Origin of the sequence: Arthrobacter sp. 2YAF22_2 (assembly GCF_052114645.1) — a bacterium.
Taxonomy (GTDB): Bacteria; Actinomycetota; Actinomycetes; order Actinomycetales; family Micrococcaceae; genus Arthrobacter.
Genome location: NZ_JBFRFD010000721.1, coordinates 1 through 1,344 on the forward strand (window position 1 = coordinate 1; position 1,344 = coordinate 1,344).

The 1,344-nt window shown below is 67.3% G+C and carries 2 protein-coding genes; both read left to right on the top strand.

Annotation, left to right across the window (positions count from 1 at the left end):
- Window positions 1-246: 246 nt before the first annotated feature.
- Complete coding sequence (locus AB4Y86_RS19010) at window positions 247-513, top strand: hypothetical protein (RefSeq protein WP_441403682.1); 267 nt, start codon at window positions 247-249, stop codon at window positions 511-513.
- Between the two features lie 337 nt (window positions 514-850).
- On the top strand, window positions 851-1,344 hold a 494-nt coding region (locus AB4Y86_RS19015), incomplete at its 3' end, for an alcohol dehydrogenase catalytic domain-containing protein (protein ID WP_441403683.1).

Here is a 1,344-nt window from a genome sequence, read left to right on the forward strand (position 1 = left end):
GTCCCAGTGCACCGGCGAACACCAGGCCGGCACCGATGGCGTCGAGGTTGAACGGCCGGTGCGCTGGGTCCGGGGCGGCGGGCGTTGAGGTCACCCCTCCATTGTCCCCCGCGGAGCGGCGTGTCCGGCAAAACCGCGGGCTCTTGCCGGCGCTCCCGCCTTCCCACCACGCGGTGCGTCCGCGGTCGTGGTTGGACCGAATTTACGGAAGACTGGGAGCTTCCCGACGAAGAAGGTGCAACCCCATTGATTAAGCTCCAGCAGGACGCCGACGGCTTCATCCGCATGACCCGGCACTTCCCGGCCAGCGCTCCGATCACCATCAGCTTCGCCGACGGATCCACTGAGGAATGCACCGGCCGGCAACTGAACGAGGCCTACGACGCGGCCGTCGCCGAGTACCGCGCACTCAACCACCTGGATGCGAAGGGCTTTTCCCGGGCCCCCAGGAAGAGGACCGACGCCGGCACCAAGGTCGAGTTCGTTCGCGTCCATCCGGGTCTGGCCGGCTGACGGCAGCATCCGGAGCCCACCGGGGATGTGGACCGGTGAGGGAGTCCCTGCCGGTACCCGGATCAGCAGGCACTCCCTTCTCCGCGGCACCGGATGGTCTGATGGGACCAACGGCATCCACCCGCCCGCACTTCCGCACGATCCGGCAGGAATTAGGTCTGCCCGGAACAAAGCGGGCCGGCCGTGTGTTTGCCCCTACTGTGGCCCAGGGCGACCTGTCTGCCGGCCACGGACTCCGGGTGGACCGGAAGGCGCTGAAGATGCCTGTCCGCGCTTCACCCCGACTCCCCTCTCCCCCACGACCGCTGCTAGACCGACGACTCATACTGGAGAAGAATTGCTTACCGTAAACGCTTACGCTGCCCCGTCTGCCACCGAGGACCTCGTCCCCACCACCATCCAACGCCGCGATGTCGGGCCGTATGACGTCCTCATCGACATTAAGTTCGCCGGMATCTGTCACTCGGACATCCACACCGTCCGCGGCGACTGGGGYCCGCAGTCCTACCCGCTSGCTCCCGGCCAYGARATCGCCGGCATCGTCACCGAGGTSGGCWCGGCCGTGACCAAGCACGCCGTCGGTGACCGKGTCGGCGTCGGCTGCATGGTTAACTCCTGCGGTGAGTGCGCCAACTGCCAGGCCGGCGAGGAGCAGTACTGCCTCAAGGGCAACACCGGCACCTACGGCGCCGTTGACCGCGACGGCACCATCACCCAGGGCGGCTACTCCACCCGCGTCGTCGTGACCGAGGAGTTCGTGGTGAGCATTCCCGACGGCATTGAGCTCGACGTCGCCGCACCCCTGCTGTGCGCCGGCATCACCACCTACTC